The sequence below is a fragment of the Ensifer aridi genome (genome assembly GCF_002078505.1).
In the GTDB taxonomy this organism is placed as follows: domain Bacteria; phylum Pseudomonadota; class Alphaproteobacteria; order Rhizobiales; family Rhizobiaceae; genus Sinorhizobium; species Sinorhizobium aridi.
On the sequence record NZ_LUAV01000007.1, the window covers coordinates 150910 to 169674 of the forward strand.

The window sequence follows — 18765 nt, forward strand, 5'->3', positions numbered from 1 at the left end:
ACGTTTTCGCCCGAGACCTGCAGCTTAGCGAGTCTGTTCCGACGCGCTAAGCTCGTTGTAGCACTTTGAATCGCTGCACGATTTTTCCTCGATCGCTTCCGATCGGAGGGATCATGCAGTCACCAACGCGTGGAACGACTATGCTCGACATCAAATGGATCCGTGAAAATGCAGACGCGCTCGATGACGCCCTGGCTAGACGGGGTGCGGAGCCATTGTCGGCGTCGCTGATCGCGCTTGATGAACGCCGCCGTACAATTCTCCAGTCGCTGCAGGACATGCAGTCGCGCCGTAACGCTGCGTCCAAAGAAATTGGCGCCGCGATGGCCCAGAAGAACAGCGAGCTGGCCGAGAAGCTCAAGGCCGAGGTCGCCGAACTCAAGAATATGATGCCGGCTGTCGAGGACGAAACCCGACGGGTCGAAGCGGAGCTCTCGGACGCTCTGTCGCGCATTCCCAACATCCCGCTTGCGGACGTTCCGGTCGGCCCGGACGAAACCGCCAATGTCGTAACCCGGGTCGTCGGTCAAAAGCCCACCTGGAATCACAAGCCTCTCGAGCATTTCGAAATCGGTGAGGGGTTGGGCCTGATGGACTTCGAAGGGGCGGCGCGGATTGCCGGGTCGCGCTTCACGATCCTGAAGGGGCAGCTTGCGCGCCTCGAACGGGCGCTCGGTCAGTTCATGCTTGACCTGCACACGCAGGAGCACGGGTATGTCGAAGTCCAGCCGCCGCTCCTCGTTCGCGATGATGCGATGTATGGCACTGGCCAACTGCCGAAATTTGCCGAAGACCTCTTCCGTACCACGGACGAACGGTGGCTGATCCCGACGGCCGAAGTCCCGCTGACGAATCTGGTGCGCGAGCAGATCCTCGATGGCGAGACCTTGCCGCTGCGCTTCACGGCGCTGACGCCGTGCTTCCGGTCGGAGGCGGGCTCTGCTGGCCGCGACACCCGCGGCATGCTGCGCCAGCACCAGTTCAACAAGGTGGAACTGGTCTCCATTACCGATGCCGAGAGCTCCATCGAAGAGCATGAGCGGATGACGGCCTGCGCCGAGGAAGTACTGAAGCGCCTGGGCCTGCACTACCGCGTCATGACGCTCTGCACCGGCGACATGGGCTTCGGTGCTCGCAAGACCTATGATCTCGAGGTCTGGCTGCCGGGGCAGGATACCTACCGGGAGATTTCGTCTTGCTCCGTCTGCGGCGACTTCCAGGCGCGGCGCATGAACGCGCGCTACCGCGCGAAGGAAGAGAAGGGCACGAAGTTCGTCCACACGCTGAACGGTTCCGGCGTCGCCGTAGGCCGGGCACTGATCGCGGTGATCGAGAACTATCTGAACGACGATGGTTCGGTCACGGTGCCCGACGTCCTTGTCCCCTATATGGGCGGCCAGCGGCGGATCGAGAAAGCCGCCTAAGCGCGGGGAATCGGAAGAGGACGGAATGCGCATCCTGCTCACGAATGACGATGGCATTCATGCCGAGGGTCTCTCCGTTCTGGAACGGATCGCGCGAACGATCTCGGATGACGTCTGGGTGGTCGCGCCGGAGGTGGACCAGAGCGGTCTTGCCCATTCTCTGACGCTTTCCGAACCGCTGCGGCTGCGCCAGATCTCGGAAAGGCGTTTTGCGCTCAGGGGAACGCCGACCGACTGTGTGATCATGGCAGCCAAGAAGCTTCTCGACCCCAAGCCCGATCTCGTCCTTTCCGGCGTCAATATCGGCGCTAACCTCGCAGACGACGTGACCTATTCCGGCACAGTGGCCGGTGCCATCGAAGGTACCCTTCAGGGCATCCGGTCGATGGCGCTCAGTCAGGCCTTTCAGCATGCCGTCGGCAGGGATATCTCGTGGGACGTGGTCGAAAGCCATGCGCCGGCGCTCATCCGCACATTGATGAATGTCGAGCTGCCGGACGGAACCCTTATCAATCTCAATTTCCCCAATTGCGCGGTGGAAGCTGTGGCGGGGGTGGAAGTCACGTCACAAGGCAAGCTCGAGTTCGGTCTCACCATTGACGAGCGCACCGATGGCCGCGGATTCCCCTATTTCTGGCTGCGCTTCGGCGAACGTTCCGGCGATTTTCGTTCCGGTACAGACATTCGCGCAGTGCGCGAGAACAGGATTTCGGTAACGCCGCTTAAACTAGATATGACGGACTATACCGTTCAGGATCGCATAGCACGCGCGTTGCTGGAGGGGACTGTCGCTTGAACGCACGCATATCCCAGCAGGAGGGGTTTGCAGCGATGGCGCTGCGCCTTCGCTCCGCAGGCGTCGTCAATCATGAGCTGTTGAAGGCGGTGGAGCAAACGCCGAGAGCTTATTTTGCGCCGCCGCAATACCAGGACGACGTCTATTCCAAGCGACTGATACCGCTCGATTGCGGTTCGTTCATGGAAGGCTGTGACTTCGCAGTTCGGCTGCTGCACTGCCTCAACATCAAGCCGGGCCAGCGCATACTCGAAGTCGGAACCGGCAGCGGCTTCACCGCGGCCGTGATGGGACGCATCGCCGAGCGGGTCCTGACGATCGAGCGTTATCAGACGCTGGTGGCCGCGGCGCAGAAGAACCTCGAGAAAGCCGGCATTCGCAACGTCGTCGTCAGGCAGGCCGACGGCAGCGCCGGCGTGCCGGGCGAGGGGACCTTCGACCGGATTCTCATCACGGCCGCCTTCAACAGTCTGCCGCGGATGTTCTCCGATCATCTCGTCTCCGGCGGCACCCTCTTGGTGCCCATCATGATGAGCGAAACGCAATGCCGTATCGTTCGCGTCAACCGCACGGGCAGTCGCTTCGATCGCGAAGATCTCTTCGACGCGCCGTACCTTCCGATCGTCCCGCAACTGGCATCCTTCCTTTAAGGACGCGCGGCTTCCTTGTTGCGCCATTAACGCATTCTTAACCGACTCCAGTTCCGCGCAAGCTTGCTGCCCTAAGCCAAGAAGGCGCGACGCTTCGCGGTGCGGGCAACTTGGCCCGCGTCGCCCGGTTGTCGTGCAGATGACGGAGACGGCATATGCAGATCGCGAACAGGTTGACTGCGGCGACCGCCGGCGACGGCTTGGGCAATCTCGCCGGGCGTTCCGCCGAGCAGGTCGAAGCGGGAAACAAAGGCGAAAGCGGCGCGCAGGTGTTGCCTGCGACCTTCGTCGACCCGACGCCGCGCATCTCGCTCTCTGTCGATGCGCTGCTTTATCTGAGCCGCACGAAGAAGTCACCCGAGCGGATGCCGCCTCTCACCAAGGATGAATGGAACAACCGGCTTTCGCCGCAGCTTGCGGCGCGCGAATATCAGGCCTTCGGCAAGTTCGCCGAAGCCGGTGACTACAAGGCTTACTACGGGGCCTTCATCGATTACTATGACAATCTCCGTCCGGAGGACCAGAATAGTCTGCGCTACTTTGGCACCCGCGAAGCCGCGGTCGCCGGTTTGCGATCGCTTGAATACGACGTCGAAAGCGGCTTGGACGTCGATACGAACTTCGAAAGGCTCGTAAGCGTCGTCCTCGACGAGGACAAGAAGGCCTCTTCCACCGTCTCGGCGACGCCGCCACTGGCGGACAAGCCCGTTTTCGCTTGGGATGTATCCAGCATCAGCTATGAGGACGAGGCGCGCGAGCCGAACTCACTTTCGCAAATTGAGCGACTTTATTCCGAGCTCCTTTAAGACCGTCCTCTTTCGGCCCCACTGCGGTGTGTATCCTTAAGCGTCCGCTGTCGCGCGGCTATGGTTAGCATTTGGTCAAAAATGGTGTCGCCCTTAACCGGGCGGTAACTCTGATGCGCTTTAATCACTCTACAGCGAGTTGCGTTCGGAGTGGTATAGCGTCATGCGTGAATTTGTATCTCCCCATGCAGGCAAGTCCGTGATCCGTCTCTGCGCGGCGGTCTTGCTAGCGGGTGTTGCGACCGGTTGCAGTTCTGACGTCAGCCGCTTCGGCGGGCTCTTTTCGCGGTCGGACGATATGACGACCGGTTCCATCCCGAGAGATGTAAACCCTGTTCCGAAGGGCGATGTTGCGAGTGGCGGTCTGCCGACGCCTTCGTATGGAAGCAATGCGGAGCTCGGGCAGGCTTATCCAGCCGGCGGTCAAGGTGGTGCCTACGACCCGATCAACACGGCGACGACGCCGGTATCGAGCGCTCGTGTCGCATCCACTCCGATGAGCGTTCAACGATCGAGCCTCTCCGACCCGTCTGCCGTGGCGGCCCGGCAGCCGCAGATGCCGGCTTCCCGGCAGACGCAGACGGCTGCTCTCTCGAAGGCCGAGCCGTTGTCCGGGGGTGTCAAGGAGACGGCGAGCAAGGGCGGCTGGACCACTTCGAACGCGCCAACCATCATGGTTCGCCAGGGCGATACAGTCGCTGTCCTCGCCAGACGGTTCGGCATACCCGAAAAAGAGATACTCAAAGCGAACGGCTTGAAGTCTGCAGAACAGGTCGAGCCCGGGCAGCGTCTCGTCATTCCGACATTCGGTGGGGCAAGCAGCGCCGCAAAAGCGGCAGCATCGAACTCGATTGCCGACCTCGATGGCGGCAAGAAGCGGCCGTCGCCGCTCCCGACCGATCAGCGCGAGGTGGCGATTCTTCCCGGACAGTCGCAATCACGCGAGAAGAGCGAAGGCCGCAGCGACGTCACTGCGGGCAAACTCAATACGGCCGGCGAAGGTGGAAGCGACAAGGGTCTCTATACGGTCAAGGCGGGCGATTCCTTGAACAGGATCGCACGGGAGAATGGCGTCTCGGTCGCGGCGCTGAAGCAGGCCAACGGCCTGTCGACCGAGGCCATCCGCGTCGGACAAAAGCTCAAAATGCCGGGCGCCGCGGCGGCTGCTCCTGCCACCGATGCGGTTGTTACAGCGTCGGTGCCGGGCAAGAAGGCCGAGACCAAAGTGGCCTCCATCGAGCCGAGCAAGCCGGCGGAATACAAGCCTCCGGTGGCAAAGGAGAGCGTTTCCGAGGTCGCGATCAAGTCCGATGTGGATGAGGAATCGCCGAAGTCGACCGGCATCAGCAAATATCGCTGGCCGGTGCGCGGCGCGGTCGTTGCTGGCTACGGCGCCAATGTCAACGGCAACCGCAACGACGGCATCAACATTTCCGTGCCGGAAGGAACGCCGATCAAGGCGGCCGAAAACGGCGTTGTCATCTATTCGGGCAGCAGTCTGAAAGAACTGGGCAATGCCGTTCTGGTTCGCCATGATGACGGTACGGTCACGGTCTACGGCAATGCTTCGGAGCTCAAGGTACAGCGCGGCCAGAAGGTGCAGCGCGGCCAGACGCTCGCATCCTCCGGGATGACAGGCAGGGCGAGCCAGCCGCAGGTTCATTTCGAGGTGCGCAAGAACGCAACGCCGGTGAACCCAGCTACTTACCTCGAATAAGCTCTGTAGCCGGCATCTTCTCGGTGACGCCGGGATAAGCCGCGGGCCGCCTGACTATGCGTCAAGTTGCCTGCGAAGGCGGCCGGCAAGGTCCTGAATGAACTGCCAAGCGACGCGGCCGGATCTTGATCCCCGCGTCGTTGCCCATTCCAGCGCTTCGGAATGAAGCGCTTCGAGGTCGACCGGTAATTTGTAGTAGCGTGCATATCCGTCGACCATGGCGAGATAGTCCTCCTGGCTGCACTTGTAAAAGCCGAGCCAGAGACCAAAGCGGTCAGACAGCGAAACCTTCTCCTCGACGGCCTCAGACGGATTGATGGCGGTCGATTGCTCGTTTTCCATCATGTTACGTGGCAGCAGGTGCCGGCGGTTGGACGTGGCATAGAGCAGGACGTTCGCAGGACGCCCCTCGACGCCGCCGTCGAGGACGGCCTTCAGCGATTTGTAGGACGTATCGTCATGGTCGAAGGAGAGGTCGTCGCAAAAGACGATCACGGGCATTGGCGCCGCCTTCAGGATTTCCATGAGGACCGGCAGCGTTCCGATGTCTTCGCGGTGCACCTCGACAAGTTTGAGCGCGCTGCCGGTATCGCGTGCGACCTTCGCATGGACGGCTTTCACCAGCGACGACTTGCCCATGCCGCGCGCACCCCAGAGCAGTACGTTGTTTGCCGGATAGCCTTCGGCGAAGCGCAGCGTGTTGTCGAAGAGGATATCGCGAACGTGATCGACACCGGTGATGAGCGCGAGATCGATGCGGTTCGGTTTCGAGACGGGCTGCAGGTGCCGCGTCGCCGGCGCCCAGACGAAGCATTCCGCCTGATTCCAGTCGTTGACCGCGTCCGCAGGACCGGCGATCCGCTCGATCGCCGCCGAAAGCCTTTGCATTTCGTTGATCAGGATATCGACCTTGCTTTCGCGCATCTGCGTGTCTCCGGTGCTTTGTATCTGCAGCCTAGAACGGCGCCCGCGACGGCGGACCGTTGGCTGCCGTAAATCCTTGAATTGCCGCATCGTTCCCTTTCGGGCAAACCCCGATTGAGGTGGTGCTGCGGCAGCTTTTTTCCGGTAGCACGGCGGTTTGCGCTGGAAAAGCCCGGGTGCAAGCGCACGGGGGGTTCTCCTGTTGCGGAATTTGTGCCAGAGGCAGGAGAAACGAAGAAGGCCCCGACGATTGTGTTGCGGGACGGCTTCTCTATATTCCGGCAGATTTGTCGCGGGAATCGACCGCGCAATTTGAACTCAAGGAGTGAACGATGTTCGTTACCGAAGCTTTTGCGCAGACGGCAACCCCCGCTGCTGGCGGCGCCGATATTTTGATGTCTATCCTGCCGTTCCTTCTGATCTTCGTCGTCATGTATTTCCTGATCATTCGCCCGCAGCGCGCGCAGATGAAACGTCGCGAAGAACTATTGAAGAACATCCGCCGCGGCGATCAGGTGGTCACGGGCGGTGGTATCGTCGGCAAGGTGACCAAGGTCGTCGACGATGCGGAGCTTGAAGTCGAGATCGCCGACGGAATCAAGGTTCGCGTCGTCCGCAGCGGCATTTCCGAAGTCCGCGTGAAGGGCGAACCGGTCAAGGAATAATCTCGAGCCCGAGCCGCGACCGGCCGAGCCGGCGAATGGAGCATTTCGACGCATGCCCAAGTTCTCGCCGCTGAAAAACACTCTCATCTGGCTGGTCGTGCTGGCGGGCTTTGCCTTCGCCCTGCCGAATCTCGTTTCAAGGGAGCAACTTGCCGGCTGGCCGAGATGGCTGCCGCATCGGCAGGTGCCGCTCGGGCTTGATCTCGAGGGCGGCTCCCACATTGTGCTGAAGGTCAGCCGTGAGGATATCGTAGCCGAGCGCCTGCAATCGACGATCGATGCGATCGCGAACGCGTTGAGGCAAGCCGATATCGGCTATACGGGGCTGTCCGGCAGCGGTCAGAGCCTGCAATTCCGGCTTCGGGACGCGACGAAAGCGCCTGCCGCGCGTGCAACGCTGCGCGCGTTGACTGCCCCGGTTCAACGGGATGACCTTTTCGAGGATCCCATCCAGGAACTGGTCTACGAGGAAAGCGCGACCAGCGACGTCATTCGACTGCGCCTGACCGATGAGGGCATCGCCCTCAGGGTTTCCGCTGCCGTCACCCAGTCGATCGAGGTCGTGCGGCGGCGCGTCGGCGAAGTCATTGCGGTCGAGCCCGTCATCGAGCGCCGCGGCAGTGATCGCTTGAGCGTACAGGTGCCGGGGCTTGAGGAGCCGCAGAGACTCAAGGATCTCCTCGGCCAGCGAGGTGATGTAGCCCTAAAGTGGCTGGATCCGTCGATACCGGCACAGCAGGCCGTCGACACAAAGCCACCGGCGGGATCCGAGGTCCTCTACTCGCTCGATGATCCTCCGGTACCCTATTTGGTTGAGAGGCGTGCCTTTGCCTCGGCACGAGATTTTGTCGAGGCGCAGCCGAGCTTCGATCCCGCAACGAGCGAACCCATCGTCAATGTCAAGATGGCCGGCGACGCATCCGCTCGCCTCGCGCCGCTCTTGCAAACGGAGTCGAGAAGGCAGTTCGCCATCGTGCTCGACGGACAGGTCGTCTCGACGCCAGCCCTCGCGGACGCGATCTCCGGCGATACCATTCGGATTTCCGGAAATCTGTCGGAGGAAGGGGCGAACGATCTTGCCGCTCTGGTGCGTGCCGGTCCGCTTCCTGTTTCCCTGACCGTCATCGAGGAGCGTACCGTCGGGCCCGAGGTCGGATCCGATGCTGTTGCGAGCGGCCTGACGGCGGGGCTGATCGCGGCTCTGGCGGTAGCCGCCTGCATGATTGCCTTCTACGGTTTCTTCGGCCTCGTCGCGGTAATTGCCGTCATCGTGAACGTGGTGCTGATCATCGCAGTGCTCTCCATTCTCGGACAGACGCTGACTCTGCCGGGAATAGCGGGCATCATTCTCACGATCGGTGTCGCCGTCGATTCGAACGTTCTCATCTACGAACGCCTCAGGGAGGAAGCGCGCAGCAGCGACCTGCCGTTGCGGCGGGCGCTCGACAACGGCTTTTCGCGCGTCTTGAGAAGCATTATCGACGCAAACCTCACGATGTTGATCGCCGGAGTCATTCTCCTCTATATCGGCTCCGGCGCCACTCGCGGTTTTGCGGTGACGCTCGCCATCGGCAGTGTGACGACCATCCTGACGGCGCACAGCCTGACACGGCGGCTGATACGCGGATGGTACCGCAGACGGCGGCCACGTCGGCTGCCGCGCGGAATTCGGACGGGCTTCTTCAGTCAGGCGGATTTCCGCTTCATGGCCATCCGCAATCCGGTCTTCATCATTATGGCAGCACTATCGCTTGCCGCATTCGTCCTCTTGACCAGCCTAGGCCTCAACATGGGAGCCGATTTCCGGGGCGGTTCCATTATCGAGCTCCGGGCCAGGACCGGCGTCGCCGACAGCGCCGACATCCGAGCGCGTCTCGACGAATTGAATCTCGGCGACGTTCAGATCGAGGAACTCGGTTCGGGGCGGGACGTTGTCATACGCATCCCGTCGCAAGAGGCTGGAGACAATGCGGAGCAGACCGCCGTTGGTTTGGTTCGCGCCGAACTCGAGGATCAATACGTCTTCCGGCGCGTCGAGGTGGTCGGCCCCGGAGTGTCCGGGGAACTGATCCGCGCGGGAACGCTCACGCTGGCTGCGGCAATGCTGGCTGTCCTGCTTTACGTGTGGCTTCGTTTCGACTGGCGGCTTGCGGTCGGTTCCGTTGTCGCGACGCTGCATGATGTGCTGCTGACCCTCGGGTTTATCGTCGTCACCGGCACAGAGTTCAACCTCGCCAGCGTCGCCGCGCTGCTGACGATCGTCTGTTACTCGCTGAACGATACCATGGTCATTTACGATCGAATTCGAGAGAACCTGTCGCGCTATCCAAGGATGCCGCTTTCGGTCCTGATCGACACGTCGATCAACCAGACCCTTTCGCGTACGGTTCTGACGGCCTTGACCACGCTGCTTGCGCTTGTCGCGCTGTACTTCTTCGGCGGCAGCGTTCTCGTCCAGTCCTTCAGCGCAACGCTCATTTTCGGCGTGCTTGTCGGGACGGTGTCGTCGATCTATATCGCGGGGCCGGTACTCATTCTCTTCAATCGCCGAAACGATCGTCTCGATGGCAAAGAGGATCCGGGCGGCCGGGAGGCCGCGCCGGACAGAGAAGCTAAAGGCGCCGTCTGATCATGGCAAAGGGAATCGAAATGCGCGAGGCGCACTTTCCGGGACGCGCGCCGATCGACGCTTACGGCAATGGCGGCTTCCGCTTCGCGGATATGTCGCATCGCGGCTCGGTGCTGATGCTGCCTTCCGGCGTCTATGCATGGGATGTTTCCGAAGGCGATCCGCTCGCGGTTGAAAAATTCCAGCGTGTTCTGGCCGAGGCGCGTGAAATCGAGGTGCTGCTCGTCGGCACCGGTCGCGAAATCCGGCCCTTGCCCAAGGAGTTGAAGGCAGCGCTACAGGCCGTCGGCATTTCTTCCGATCCGATGAACACCGGGGCTGCCGTGCGGACTTACAATGTCATGTTGGCGGAATCGCGCGCTGTCGCTGCCGCACTGGTCGCGGTGTGACAGGGGAATTCACCGTGCAACAGCCTGACCTCCAGATCCTCGCAACTCTGCGGGAGACCGATCGTGATCGCTATCTGGCGTGCCTGCTTTCACCGCCGGAAAAGCGGCATTCGCTCGCGGCACTTTACGCGTTCTACGCGGAAATTGCCCGTGTGCGCGACGTGATACACGAGCCGCTGCCAGGGGAAATCCGGCTGCAATGGTGGCGCGACATTCTTGCGAACGAGCAGTCGGACGGCGCGGGTCATCCGCTGGCAGGGGCTCTTCTGCGTTGCATTCGCGAACACCGCCTGCCTGTCGCCGTGCTGCAGAATATGATCGATGCGCGCATTTTCGATCTCTACGACGATCCGATGCAGGACCGCTCGGCCTTGGAGGGGTATGCCGGTGAAACAGCTTCGGCGCTGATCCAACTTTCCTCGCTGATCCTCGATCCGGAGAAGGCGCCGAACTCGGCAGAGGCAGCCGGGCATGCCGGCGTCGCCCAGACGATCGCCGGCCTTTTGCTGCTTCTGCCGATTCATTCGCGGCGCGGCCAGGTCTACTTTCCCGCGGAGCTTTTGAGTGCGACCGGCCTCGACAGGGAAACCTGGCTCGCCGGCCGCGATGCGGACGCGATCGGAAGAGCAATTCGCGCGTTTTGCGGTCTCGGTCGCGACCACCTCGCCGAAGCGCGCAAGGGCGCGAAGTCGATCTCGGCGCGGAATTTCTCCGCTTTCATCCCGGTCGCGCTGGCCGAGCCGGTGTTCGATCGGGCGGAGGCCGCCGGAGCTCAAATCCTCCGCCATCCGATGCAGCCGCCGCAATGGCAGCGGCAATGGCGGATGTGGCGGGCGAGCCGGCGTCGGCAATTTTAGCTGAAGAAAATATGAGACTCCGTGCTCGTAACCACCGGTAGTCAACGCTGGCGCAAGTCTCGCTGGATATAGCTCTCGTCTACCGGATTCCTGCCGCTCTGAGGGACCCATGTGATGCTTTGGTTGTTGCTCTTGGCCGTGATCGTCGCCGTCGGGGCGTTCTACATGCGCATGAACGCGCGCGCCGAGCGCGACGCCGAGAATCCGGATGCCGGCTCGGCCATCGTCGAATTCGGCCGCGCCTTCCCGGACGAAGCGATCCGGGCTCTGCATTCGACTACCGACAGGAAAGCGATCTTTCTGCGCCTGCACGATGGCAAGGCCGGCTTCATCCAGTCGCACGGCACCCATTATGTCTGCCACGTCATTCACCCCGGCAAGGTCCGGGTCAATACATCCGAGAGTGGGCGAGGGCTGATCGTTCACTTCCCGGACTTCGCCTATCTGGACAACGCCTTCGAATTTCAGACTGCCGCCGAGGCAGCCGAGGTCTCCCTGTGGCTGCTCGGCAGCTTCGGCCCCAGGTCGGAGCTCGAGGACGTGCCGTCCGAGGCCGCGCAGACGGCGCAGACGATCGATTGAATCAATTGCGGGGCCTTGCGGCCCGGCAATTCTCGTCCAAGTCAGGCCGGCTTTCCGAGCCAGCCTGCGCAGTCGCTGAGAGCGCGCGACGCCATCGCCTGCTTCTTCGCGAGCGCTTTCTCCTTGCCGCGGAAGCGCTTGGCGCCGTCCGGTTTCGTGAGCGCGCCGGGCTCCAGAGGCGGGAATAGGCCAAAGTTGATGTTCATCGGTTGGAACGATCGTTTGCCCGGTTCGTCTTCTGAAACGATATGCCCGCCGGTGATGTGATTGAGCAGCGCACCGAATGCCGTCGTCACAGGTGGCAGGGAAGGGGCTTCACCCTTGCGTTCCGCTGCGGCGAAACGGCCGGCGAGCAGGCCGATGCTGGCACTCTCGACATAGCCTTCGCAGCCGGTGATCTGCCCGGCGAAACGCAGGCCGGGTCTGGATTTGAGCGTGAGCGACTTGTCGAGCAGGGTCGGCGAATTGATATAGGTGTTGCGGTGCAGGCCGCCGAGTCTTGCAAACTCGGCGTTCTCGAGGCCGGGGATCATCCGGAAGACTTCCCCTTGCGCGCCGTATTTCAGCTTCGTCTGGAAGCCGACCATGTTGTAGAGCGTGCCAAGCGCGTTGTCCTGACGGAGCTGCACCACCGCATAGGGCTTGACTGAAGGATTGTGCGCATTGGTGAGTCCCATCGGCTTCATCGGTCCGTGACGCAGCGTCTCGCGACCGCGTTCTGCCATTACTTCGATCGGCAGGCAGCCATCGAAATAGGGCGTCCCTTCCCACTCCTTGAAGCCCGTCTTGTCACCGGCTATCAGCGCATCCACGAAGGCGTTGTACTGCTCTTCCGTCAGCGGGCAGTTGATGTAGTCCTTGCCCGTGCCGCCGGGGCCGACCTTATCGTAGCGCGACTGATACCAGCAGACGTTCATATCGATGGTGTCGGCATAGACGATCGGTGCGATCGCGTCGAAGAAGGCGAGCGCATCGGCACCGGTCTCCTGGCGGATAGCCTCGGCAAGATCGGGTGCTGTGAGCGGGCCCGTCGCGATAATGGCGAGATCCCACTCCTTCGGCGGCAGGCCGCGCAGTTCCTCGCGTACGACCGTGATAAGCGGGTGGTTTTCGATCGCGGCGCTGACGGCCTGCGAAAAGCCGTCGCGATCGACCGCAAGCGCGCCGCCGGCAGGTACCTGGTGGCGATCGGCTGATTGCATGATGAGTGAGCCTGCGAGGCGCATTTCCGCGTGGAGCACGCCGACGGCATTGCTGGTCGCATCGTCCGAGCGGAAGGAGTTGGAGCAGACGAGCTCGGCGAGGCCATCGGTCTTGTGCGCATCCGTGCCGCGCACACCGCGCATCTCATGCAGAATGACCGGTATGCCCGCCTCGGCGATCTGCCAGGCGGCTTCCGATCCCGCAAGGCCGCCGCCGATGACATGGATGGGCGAATAGGACGAAGATGTATTCATGTTCATGCGCGGCTTCCTATCACAGCCGCAACGCGCTTCCAAGAAACGAAAACGGCGCCCGAAGGCGCCGTCTTGGAGGTCCGTGTTGTTCGTTCCGATTAGCGGAAGGAACGGGCCGCGATGTTGCGGATATCGTAGCGGGTGATGCCGATATCGTTGAGAGCGTGGTTGGACAGGCTGCCGAGCTCGGCAACGGTACGGCGGTAGTTGATCCAGCTTTTTGCGATGCGAATCGGGTTCATGGTCTTTTCCTCAAGATCGGTTTGTCGCGACAGTGATTGTCTGCGTCGTTGAGGTTCTTATACGCTTGTCTAATTGGAAGATGGAGTGCAAAGAAAATGCAGCTGCTATGCATTTGTGCACTGCATCGCCAATTTCGTGAGCATCAAGGCGCTGTCGCCCGAAAAAGCATCATGCATTAGGAGTTGATTAAATGCGAGGTTCGGCGCCTAACCCCATTGCTTAGCTACGTTTTCAGTGCCCGGCGTAGAGCGTTTCAGAAGAAGCCGTATGGGAATGTTGCAGCGCACTGAATCGCGTTCCGGGACGACACCTCATCCGCCTTTCGCTTATGCGAAAGGACGCGTCCTGATAGGCCTCAAATAGGGATGAAAAAAGAAAAACGCCCGCCGGCAGAACCGGAAGGCGTTTTTGAAAAGGCTGTTAGCCTGCGAAGCTTTGATGCTTACTTGATCGCCTGACGGGCAACGTAGGGAATGTCGCCGCGGCCGATGCCGAGATCGTTCAGCTCACGGTCGGTCATGCGGCCGAGTTCGTTGCAGGTCTGACGATACTTGCGCCAGTTGTTGAAAGAACGTGCGAGGTTCATGATCCTATTCCTTTCCTAGGGTCGTTTGCCAGCGCTCTATCTCTCTTGCTGGCCGCCATCTTGTGGTTTGAAATATAATCGATTTGAACCGGATAAACAGAGACATTGCTGCATCGCACCCATGCATACGCTGCATCGCTTTTTCTGCTGTTAACTGGATTCTAACGCTTCTTCATTGTGCGAGCGCTCGCTGAAGACGATGAGCTGCCCGGAAGGTGAAAGCGCAGCAGGGGCGGAGGGCACAAAACACAACACCCGCCGGGGAGGAGGACCGGCGGGCGTTGCTTGTTCTGATTGGCAATCGGGAGGAGGAGCGTTGCCAATCCGCATCGGGGAGCGCTGGGAGGAGGAGTGCGCCGCCCCCGATCGATGACTGGAAGATAATGTGTGCGACCGGACTTGGGTAGAGTACAGGCCGAATGGCAATCATGCGCCAAGCGCATGGCTCCGCGACCCGATGGCCGAAAGTGCCACAATATTGTTCATCAGGATCGCGTCGCGTGTTGCGGTGCGGAAATTTGGACAAAGAGACGCCCGCCGCCCGCATCGAGCGCTAGATGGTTGTCCGACCCCATCATGCGGGACCAAAGGAGTGGCGGCATTGTCGTGTGCGACGTCGTTGCATTTTCCCTTTGATCCCGTGGAAACGAGTGATATAGAGACGCCGCGCTCGGGAAGCCCTGTGCCTTCGCACGTCCAGAACATCCGCGGCATTCCGCTGATTTGGTCTTGCAGGAATGCGATCGGGCAGTGCGATCGTCTGAACGCGGGTATGGTGAAATTGGTAGACACGCCAGATTTAGGTTCTGGTGCCGCAAGGCGTGGGAGTTCAAGTCTCTCTACCCGCACCAGGACGATATCGCGGCCACGCGTCGATATTCGACGTTGAGGGGGGCAGGCGAGGTGCCATTTTGCTTGCAAAGCGGTTGGAATTGCGTAAAGCCACTCCCGGCAAATGGATCGGCTCACGTGCTCGCCAAGCCTTTTCGGGAAGAGCACAGTCAACGTGAAATGAAGGTTTGAACATGCAGGTTATCGAAACGCTCGCTCAAGGGCTGAAGCGCGAACTCAAGGTCGTCATTCCGGCCGATGAAATGGAAGCTCGGATGAATGAGCGTCTGGCCGAGGTGAAGGATCGCGTTCGCATCAATGGCTTCCGTCCGGGCAAGGTCCCGGTTGCGCACCTGAAAAAGGTTTATGGCAAGTCGATCATGGCCGATCTCGTAAACGAGATCGTTCGTGAAAAGCCGACCGAAATCCTGACGAGCCGCGGCGAGAAGTCGGCTACCCAGCCGGAAGTCGCGATGACCGAGGACGAGGCCGAAGCCAACAAGATCCTGGCGGCCGAAGCCGATTTCGAATTCACGGTTGCTTACGAGATCATCCCGGCCATCGAACTCAAGGACGTGAGCGGCATCAAGGTCACGCGCGAAGTCGTCGACATCAGCGATGAAGAGGTCAACGAACAGATCCTGCGCATCGCCGAAAGCGCCCGCACCTATGAATCGAAGAAGGGCAAGGCCGAAAATGGCGACCGCGTCACGATCGACTATCTCGGCAAGGTCGACGGCGTAGCCTTCGACGGCGGCAAGGACGAAGATGCGGAGCTGGTGCTTGGCTCCAATCGCTTCATCCCGGGCTTCGAGGAGCAGCTCGTCGGCGCCAAGGCTGGCGACGAAAAGACCATCACGGTCACGTTCCCCGCAGATTATCCGGCAGCCAACCTGGCCGGCAAGGAAGCGACCTTCGACATCACCGTGAAGGATGTCGCTGCCGCCGCTCCGCTCGAGATCAATGACGAACTGGCAACGAAGCTCGGCCTCGAATCCGTCGACAAGCTGAAGGAAATCGTCCGCGGCCAGATTGAAAGCCAATATGGCTCGGTTACCCGTCAGAAGGTCAAGCGTCAGCTCCTCGACCAGCTCGACGAACTCTACCAGTTCGAGACGCCGGAGCGCCTGGTCAATGCCGAGTTCGAGAATATCTGGCGTCAGGTCAACACCGACCTCGATCAGGCCGGCAAGACCTTCGCTGATGAAGACACGACTGAAGAGGACGCGCGCGCCGAATATCGCAAGCTCGCAGAGCGCCGGGTCCGCCTCGGCCTCGTTCTCTCCGAAATCGGCGAGAAGGCCGGCGTCCAGGTGAGCGATGACGAGATGCAGCGCTCGCTGTTCGAACAGCTCCGCCAGTTCCCGGGCCAGGAGAAGCAGATCCTCGACTACTTCCGGAACACCCCCGGCGCCGCTGCCTCGCTGCGCGCACCGCTCTTCGAAGAAAAGGTCGTCGACCACCTGCTGACCGAAGTCTCCGTGACCGACAAGAAGGTCTCGAAGGACGCGCTGATGGCCGAGGACGAAGCAGACGACAAGCCGGCCAAGAAGGCACCGGCGAAGAAGAAGACTGCAGCCAAGGCGGAAACCGCCGAAGGCGAAGAAGCCGCTCCGACGAAGAAGAAGGCTCCGACCAAGAAGAAGGCAGCGGACGAGAGCGCCGAGTAACCGGATTTGCTGTTTGGAACTTGTGAGGCCCTGCCGCGCGGCAGGGCCTTTTTTGTTTTCGGCGCCGGCGCTTGTTACCGAAGGTCGAGCAACAGGGGGCGATGGTCCGAAATCTCGGGCTGCTTCACGACGTCGAAGCGAATGACATCGACATCTTCGGTCACCAGCATGTAGTCGGCGAAGCGACCATCTTTGGAATAGTGCGAGGTGCGTGTGTCAGAATGTCCGTGCGAAACGACGAGATCGGACAAGCCAAGCCGACCAAGCGATCGAAAGGTGGCGCTATCGGGTAGGACATTGAAGTCGCCGCAAACAATCAAGCGCTCGTTGCCCGGCCAGCCCTCTTCGATAAGGCTGACCAGCGCTTCCGCCTGGGCGTGGCGTGCCGGGCTGTCTGCCTTGCCATTCAGCTCCCGGAGACCATGCATGTGGGCGATGGTAACTGCTGTTCCGGCCTTCTGATCGAAGAGCCGGATGCAGTGGGCGTTGCGAGGGCGCGGATGGGCACCCCAGCCGCGATGCGAAAATGCGCCGTGCACGAAGCCTAGCGCTTGACCGATGACGGGAAACGAACGGCGCACGAATGTCGCCAACCCGAACTGGGAAAGGACCACACGTTCGCCGTCGAAGAGCTCACCGCATGCGGTCGGGCAGAAAAAGCCGTCATAGTCCGGAAGCAAAGTGCAGATTTCGTCGAAGAGATGGGCGCGCTGCGGCAGTTCGACGTCGCCGTCGCGGTAGAGCAGCCAATCTGCCGAGCTCCCGGAAGAGCGCACGACTTCCTGCAGGCACAGCACATCCGCGTCGACATATGCGAGATATTCCATGAGCGGTGCATGGAGCCTGCCGCCCCAGGTATTGAGAGAAACGATCCGCATCATCTCACCTGTTCAGCTCGTTGCCCGGCTGAGGCTATCTCTGCGCCATGTTGTTGCTCGCAAGCGTCAGCCCGTCGCCTTGATCTCTCCCATGCGGTTCCAGGCGTCGAGGCCGGCAATCTTGTAGGCTTCGGCGAGCGTCGGATAGTTGAAGGTGTTTTCGACGAAATATTCGACCGTGCCTTTGAGATTGAGCACCGCCTGGCCGATATGGACGAGCTCGGTCGCGCCTTCGCCGATGATATGCACGCCGAGCAAGCGCCGCGTCTTCAGCGAAAAGATCATTTTCAAAAGACCCGCGTCCAGTCCCATGATGTGCCCGCGCGAGGTCTCGCGGAACCGGGCAATGCCGCATTCGTAAGGGATCCCGCGCTCCTTGACCTCCTCTTCGGAGAGCCCACAGGTCGAGATTTCCGGTACGGCATAGATTCCGTAGGGGAAATACTTCTGCGGCTCCTTGGCGATCGCGCCGACCGCCACGCGTGCTGCGACGCGCCCCTGTTCCATGGAGGTTGAGGCGAGGCTAGGGAAGCCGACGACGTCGCCGGCAGCGTAGATGTTCGGGACCGTGGTCTGGAATGTCTCGGGGTTGACCTTGAGCCGCCCGCGGTTGTCGGCCTCGAGGCCGGCAGCGGGGAGATTGAGCGCATCCGTCGCGCCCATGCGGCCGGCGGCGAACAGCACCATTTCCGTGGTGATCCTGCGGCCGTTGTCGAGCGTAAGCAGAACCTTACCGTCATCGAGCCGCTCCACCTTCTCCGCCTTCTGGCCGAGGTTGAGCTTCATGTTGCGGTCGCGCAACTGATAGGTGAAATCCTCGACGATCTCCTTGTCGATAAAATCCAGCATGGTCGACTTCGGGTCGATGACCGTGACCTGGGTGTCGAGCGCGCTGAAGATCGTGGCGTATTCGATTCCGACGACCCCGGCGCCGATCACCACTAGCGAGCGCGGCAGCTCTTTGATATCGAGCAATTCGTCGCTGTCGACGACCGTCTTGCCGTCGAAGGGGATGTAATCGGGGCGAAAGGGCTTCGTTCCGACGGCAAGCAGGATGCTGGCGCCGGAGACGAGCATGCTCTCGTCGTCGTCCTTGGTGATCTCGAGCGTGGTTGGGCCGACGAAGCTTGCCCGGCCGCGGATATGTTGCACGCGGTTTCGGGCAAACTGGTGCTCCAGTACCTCGACTTCGTGGTTGAGGGTGATGATGAGACGCTGGCGCAGATCGTCGGCGCTGATCTCCTGCTTCACCCGGTAGGAGCGACCGTAGAAGCCGCGCTCGCGCCAGCCGGAAAGATTGAGCGCCGTCTCACGCAGCGTCTTGGAGGGGATGGTCCCGGTGTGCACCGAGACGCCGCCGACGCGCTTTCCCTGCTCGATCACGAGCACCTTGTTGCCGAGTTTCGCGGCCTGGATGGCGCCCCGGCGCCCGGCGGGACCGCTGCCGACGACAATGAGATCGTACTGGTTCATGAACGCTTCCCCTGAGGCCTCGTGAGAATCGTTGTGCAATGCGGCAAATGTCGCGCAGCCGTATCTATACCGTCAACCGCACCGTTTCATGAAGTGCAATGCCGCAATGATCTGTCCTGGATGCGTCTGAAAGGAAATGCGGCTATGCTGATCACCGGAGGAACCGCTGTTTGCTCGGCGGCGAACGG

Annotated in this window: 17 protein-coding genes and 1 tRNA gene; 12 read left to right on the plus strand and 6 right to left on the minus strand. The window is 61.1% G+C overall.

Annotated elements, in window-relative coordinates:
* The first annotated feature begins 140 nt into the window (after nucleotides 1–140).
* The 5 genes from serS to AYK65_RS07625 all read left to right on the plus strand — a co-directional run bounded on the left by serS (nucleotide 141) and on the right by AYK65_RS07625 (nucleotide 5393).
* Nucleotides 141–1424, plus strand: coding sequence for a serine--tRNA ligase (serS, locus tag AYK65_RS07605; protein ID WP_081158120.1), 1284 nt, complete (start codon nucleotides 141–143; stop codon nucleotides 1422–1424).
* A gap of 25 nt (nucleotides 1425–1449) precedes the next feature.
* Nucleotides 1450–2220: a 5'/3'-nucleotidase SurE gene (gene surE, locus AYK65_RS07610; RefSeq protein WP_026614229.1), complete on the plus strand. Its 771-nt coding sequence runs from the start codon at nucleotides 1450–1452 to the stop codon at nucleotides 2218–2220.
* Nucleotides 2217–2870 (plus strand): protein-L-isoaspartate(D-aspartate) O-methyltransferase, encoded by a 654-nt coding sequence (locus AYK65_RS07615; RefSeq protein ID WP_046118221.1) that lies wholly within the window; start codon nucleotides 2217–2219, stop codon nucleotides 2868–2870. Before surE ends, AYK65_RS07615 begins: the two co-directional genes overlap by 4 nt.
* Before the next feature lie 155 nt (nucleotides 2871–3025).
* Nucleotides 3026–3676: a hypothetical protein gene (locus tag AYK65_RS07620; RefSeq protein ID WP_046118220.1), complete on the plus strand. Its 651-nt coding sequence runs from the start codon at nucleotides 3026–3028 to the stop codon at nucleotides 3674–3676.
* Nucleotides 3677–3839: 163 nt separating this feature from the next.
* A complete protein-coding gene (locus AYK65_RS07625) occupies nucleotides 3840–5393 on the plus strand; it encodes a peptidoglycan DD-metalloendopeptidase family protein (RefSeq protein WP_081158121.1) in 1554 nt (517 codons plus the stop codon).
* Nucleotides 5394–5447: 54 nt separating this feature from the next.
* Here the strand turns inward: AYK65_RS07625 and AYK65_RS07630 are convergent, their stop codons facing one another.
* Nucleotides 5448–6317, minus strand: coding sequence for an ATP-binding protein (locus AYK65_RS07630; RefSeq protein ID WP_026614225.1), 870 nt, complete (start codon nucleotides 6315–6317; stop codon nucleotides 5448–5450).
* A 332-nt stretch (nucleotides 6318–6649) separates the two neighbouring features.
* On the opposite strand from AYK65_RS07630, the gene yajC reads away from it, so the two are divergent.
* The 5 genes from yajC (at nucleotide 6650) to AYK65_RS07655 (ending at nucleotide 11439) form a co-directional block, all read left to right on the plus strand.
* A complete protein-coding gene (gene yajC / locus AYK65_RS07635) occupies nucleotides 6650–6982 on the plus strand; it encodes a preprotein translocase subunit YajC (RefSeq protein WP_026614224.1) in 333 nt (110 codons plus the stop codon).
* Between the two features lie 52 nt (nucleotides 6983–7034).
* On the plus strand, nucleotides 7035–9611 hold the full coding sequence (gene secDF, locus AYK65_RS07640) for a protein translocase subunit SecDF (protein ID WP_081158122.1): 2577 nt from the start codon (nucleotides 7035–7037) through the stop codon (nucleotides 9609–9611).
* 2 nt (nucleotides 9612–9613) lie between these two features.
* The gene (locus tag AYK65_RS07645) at nucleotides 9614–10000 is read left to right on the plus strand and encodes an Mth938-like domain-containing protein (RefSeq protein WP_046118217.1); all 387 of its coding nucleotides are present in this window, start codon (nucleotides 9614–9616) and stop codon (nucleotides 9998–10000) included.
* A gap of 14 nt (nucleotides 10001–10014) precedes the next feature.
* Complete coding sequence (locus AYK65_RS07650) at nucleotides 10015–10857, plus strand: phytoene/squalene synthase family protein (RefSeq protein ID WP_081158167.1); 843 nt, start codon at nucleotides 10015–10017, stop codon at nucleotides 10855–10857.
* A 114-nt stretch (nucleotides 10858–10971) separates the two neighbouring features.
* Nucleotides 10972–11439 carry a hypothetical protein gene (locus AYK65_RS07655; RefSeq protein ID WP_026614220.1) on the plus strand — a complete coding sequence of 156 codons (468 nt, stop codon included), beginning with the start codon at nucleotides 10972–10974 and terminating at the stop codon, nucleotides 11437–11439.
* Nucleotides 11440–11480: 41 nt separating this feature from the next.
* Here AYK65_RS07655 and trmFO read toward each other — a convergent pair whose 3' ends face one another.
* From trmFO to AYK65_RS07670, 3 genes are all read right to left on the minus strand, one after another.
* On the minus strand, nucleotides 11481–12896 hold the full coding sequence (gene trmFO, locus AYK65_RS07660) for a methylenetetrahydrofolate--tRNA-(uracil(54)-C(5))-methyltransferase (FADH(2)-oxidizing) TrmFO (protein WP_046118527.1): 1416 nt from the start codon (nucleotides 12894–12896) through the stop codon (nucleotides 11481–11483).
* 98 nt (nucleotides 12897–12994) lie between these two features.
* On the minus strand, nucleotides 12995–13138 hold the full coding sequence (locus AYK65_RS33815; protein WP_003529520.1) for a DUF1127 domain-containing protein: 144 nt from the start codon (nucleotides 13136–13138) through the stop codon (nucleotides 12995–12997).
* A gap of 443 nt (nucleotides 13139–13581) precedes the next feature.
* Complete coding sequence (locus tag AYK65_RS07670) at nucleotides 13582–13725, minus strand: DUF1127 domain-containing protein (protein WP_065285014.1); 144 nt, start codon at nucleotides 13723–13725, stop codon at nucleotides 13582–13584.
* Nucleotides 13726–14491: 766 nt separating this feature from the next.
* Between AYK65_RS07670 and AYK65_RS07675 the strand changes: the two genes are divergently transcribed.
* Nucleotides 14492–14576: transfer RNA gene (locus AYK65_RS07675), tRNA-Leu, on the plus strand.
* A 174-nt stretch (nucleotides 14577–14750) separates the two neighbouring features.
* Entirely contained in the window at nucleotides 14751–16226 is a 1476-nt protein-coding gene (gene tig, locus AYK65_RS07680) for a trigger factor (RefSeq protein ID WP_046118216.1), read from the plus strand.
* 74 nt (nucleotides 16227–16300) lie between these two features.
* On the opposite strand, the gene AYK65_RS07685 is transcribed toward tig, so the two are convergent.
* On the minus strand, nucleotides 16301–17104 hold the full coding sequence (locus AYK65_RS07685; protein ID WP_081158168.1) for an endonuclease/exonuclease/phosphatase family protein: 804 nt from the start codon (nucleotides 17102–17104) through the stop codon (nucleotides 16301–16303).
* 66 nt (nucleotides 17105–17170) lie between these two features.
* Complete coding sequence (sthA, locus tag AYK65_RS07690; RefSeq protein WP_081158123.1) at nucleotides 17171–18577, minus strand: Si-specific NAD(P)(+) transhydrogenase; 1407 nt, start codon at nucleotides 18575–18577, stop codon at nucleotides 17171–17173.
* Nucleotides 18578–18765 lie beyond the last annotated feature (188 nt).